We start from the raw sequence: 2922 nt of genomic DNA, 5'->3' as shown, positions 1-2922 counted from the left end.
TGAGTGTGCTCACGCGAGTTGATGGCCCGGTTTTCACGTAAATCGATGGTCCTACCCCGAGCTATCTTAGCAACGACAGCGCCGGCGAAGGCGCTGCCTTTGATCGCAGGTCAGAACGGTTCGCCGTCGAATCTGGCCGGTCGTTGTTCCTGCGGTTGTCGGTCGTAGTATCGTTGAAGCTGAAGCGCATAGCTCGAAGCAAACGCCTCGGTCAAAGTTGCGAGGCAGCTGTAAATTTCTGCGGCGTTTTTATCCGAAACTGGCGGCAGATGGATGACGAGCGGAGGCTGCCTGTTCATGATGTCACCTCGCAGCAGCGCGCCGCTGCGGCTTGGTATCAGGCTGCGCAAACACGTCCAGGTACAGTTTTTCATCGAGCACGGCCAAGTCTCGCCGAGCCGCCACGCTCAGAAGTTCACCGGCCAGCGTCATCAAGATGCGGTAGTTGCCGGCGGCGTGGTCGCACAGCGTCTGGCGCAATCCTGGCGTCATCAGACTGGCGTTGCCGGCGCCGGCGAGCAAGTGATTGAGGCAAGCGAGCAGCTCGTCCCTGCTTGCATGTTCGGTTGCCAGCCGGGTGCGGATGCGCGAACCGAGCGGCACCAGGTCTTCACGGCGCAGTTTTTTCGGCAGGCGCGCGTCGCCGGCCAGCACCACGCATAGCAGCGGCTGCGAATCGAATCGCGCGCTGGCCATCAGCCGCAGTTCGGACAGCACCGGCGGGGCCATTTCCTGCGCCTCGTCGATCAGCAGCACGGGGCGGCGCCGGGTCGATTCGAGATGGGCCTGCCATTGCTCGCGCAGCGCCTTGAAGCCGCCCCAGCGGTTGTGTGGCTTGAGCGGCACGCCGAACACGTCTCCCAGTTCGCGGTAGAAGTCGGCCAGATTGCTCTGCGGGTGGTTGATGGCGCCGACGGTGACGTCTGCAAGGCGCGCCAGGCGTTCGGCCAGCACCCGCAGGGCGATGCTCTTGCCGCTACCCGGATCGCCGTGGATCATGGCGAAGCCTCCCTCGCGAACCAGCGCCTGTTCGATACGCCAGCAGAAGTCATCGATCTTGGGTGGAACGTAAATCGCCTCGGTCGGCAAGTCGGGTGTAAAGGGATTGAATTTGAGCCCGTACAAGGCCAGCAGTTTTTGGGTCATGGGTTTTCCTCGTCATTGGTGGACAGGTAGGCCGGCGGCAGGCCGGTGGCTGCGTAGTCGGCCAGCAGTTCGCGCATCAGCGGCGCCATGCCGGGTTGCGCAACCGGCGCCGTCACGCTGGCTGTTGGAACCAGTCGGCGCCGCACCCCGCTGGCGTTGGCGGCCTTGTCCAACGGGTGTACGGCACAGAGCACGCTGCCGTCGTGCGCATCGACCATCTCGACACGGGAGAGGTTCCAGCGCGCATAGCGGACGTGGACATTGACCAGATGACGGTACCGCCCTGGAATTTCGAAACGCGTTCCGTCCAGGCTGAAGGTGCCATCAGCACGGCGCTGACGGCGCTTCACCTCCACCCGGAAGGCCGCGCACAGTTCAGCCGCTGACGGACACGCACGGGCGACATCGGGTCCCTCCAGATAGCGCTGCAGCGGCGTCGCTTTCAACTCCGTGTGCAGGCTGCGGTGGTATTCCTGCTCAACCCAGGCCTGCGTAGCCAGGTTAAGCATGTCGAGCGTGAGCATCTCTTCGCCTTCCAGCATCGCCATCAGGCGGCCTTCGACACGGCCCCAGAAGGATTCCTGTTTGGCGTTCTGGTAAGGTGAGTAAGGCAGCGTCGTCTGGTGCAGTACGCTCAGCGACGCCAGGCCGCTGGTGGTTTCTTCGGCCAGCATGGCAGCACCGTTGTCGGTCATCAGGGCACGCGGCAGGCCGCGCTTCATGAAGGCCTGGCACAGGCCGTGAACCAGGCTGGCGGCGGTCTCGTCAAGGTACCACTGCAAGTGGCACACCAGGCGCGAACGGTCGTCAATGACGCCCAGTAGCATCGGCTTGACCCATTCGCCGCCGGCCGTGAGCACCTTGCGCGAACCGTGATGGAAGTCGAGGTGCCACAGCGCGTTGACATGTTCCACCTCATAGCTGCGAACTTCCAGCTGTTCGAGCCGGTCGCGTGCGGCCAGCGCGCCAGCACTGGTGCGAACTAGACGGGCCTGCCGGTGCATACCGTGAGCGAGCAGGTAACGCCGCAATGTCGGGTACGACGGCAATGCGGTGCCTTGCACCACGACCTTGAGATTGTCGAAGTGCAGTTGCACCGTCCAGCCAGGATGGGCATCGTATTGCGCGCGCAGCGCGGCAATGACTGCCGGCGCCAAGCTGTGGAAGGTGCCGCGGTCGCCGCGCCGACGGTCACGCAAACGGCTTACCGGATCGTCGTCGTTGCGCGCGGCGTAGAACCAGCGCTCAATGGTCGCGGTGGCAAACCGGACATCGGTTCCGGACATGGGGTGACGCCAGGTCTTGGCCGCCAGCTCGCGGATGGCGCCGTATAACTGGCCTGGCTGCGGCGGCGCCGCCAGCAGCGGACCGACGATCGAGAAGCGCAAGTGCGCCCAGCGATCGCGCTTGGGGGTGGCGGGGATCGAACTCAAACAGGTCTCCTTGGATGGCTGGCACCGGCGGCACCAAGCACGTCGCGAAGCCTACAAGGGGTACCGAAGGGAGGCTATTGGCATCTTCTGCGTGTAATCACCGGCCCGCACGTAACGTGATCGCCGCGCTACACGTCAGCGGCGTCAGGAACACGAGCAGACGCGTCATCGCTGCGTCGCCGTCACCGGCAAAGCATGCTAACAACGCACCTGGCAGCAGCGCCATGTCCGGCGGCGGCATAAAGCGCCCGCACATCGTTTGCCATAGGGCTGTAACCGGGAAGCTATCGCGCCACCACTGCCGCCAGCGCGCGACGGTGCGCGGCGAGACGGCCAGCTGCTG

General features: G+C 64.3%; 3 protein-coding genes and 1 pseudogene. All 4 read right to left on the bottom strand.

The window, feature by feature from the left end; translation table 11 throughout:
- Window positions 1-110: 110 nt before the first annotated feature.
- The gene (locus RBA41_RS33225; RefSeq protein WP_306628618.1) at window positions 111-299 is read right to left on the bottom strand and encodes a hypothetical protein; all 189 of its coding nucleotides are present in this window, start codon (window positions 297-299) and stop codon (window positions 111-113) included.
- A 4-nt stretch (window positions 300-303) separates the two neighbouring features.
- On the bottom strand, window positions 304-1146 hold the full coding sequence (locus RBA41_RS33220) for an ExeA family protein (RefSeq protein WP_306628617.1): 843 nt from the start codon (window positions 1144-1146) through the stop codon (window positions 304-306).
- Window positions 1143-2579: a DDE-type integrase/transposase/recombinase gene (locus RBA41_RS33215; RefSeq protein ID WP_306628616.1), complete on the bottom strand. Its 1437-nt coding sequence runs from the start codon at window positions 2577-2579 to the stop codon at window positions 1143-1145. The genes RBA41_RS33220 and RBA41_RS33215 overlap by 4 nt, the downstream gene beginning before the upstream one ends.
- 97 nt (window positions 2580-2676) lie before the next feature.
- Window positions 2677-2922: pseudogene (locus RBA41_RS33210) on the bottom strand (hypothetical protein); the annotation flags it as partial.

Origin of the sequence: Massilia scottii (assembly GCF_030846495.1) — a bacterium.
Taxonomy (GTDB): domain Bacteria; phylum Pseudomonadota; class Gammaproteobacteria; order Burkholderiales; family Burkholderiaceae_D; genus Telluria_A; species Telluria_A violaceinigra.
The sequence above is the reverse complement of the archived record's forward strand: the minus strand, read 5'-3'. Positions and strand labels throughout refer to the sequence as shown.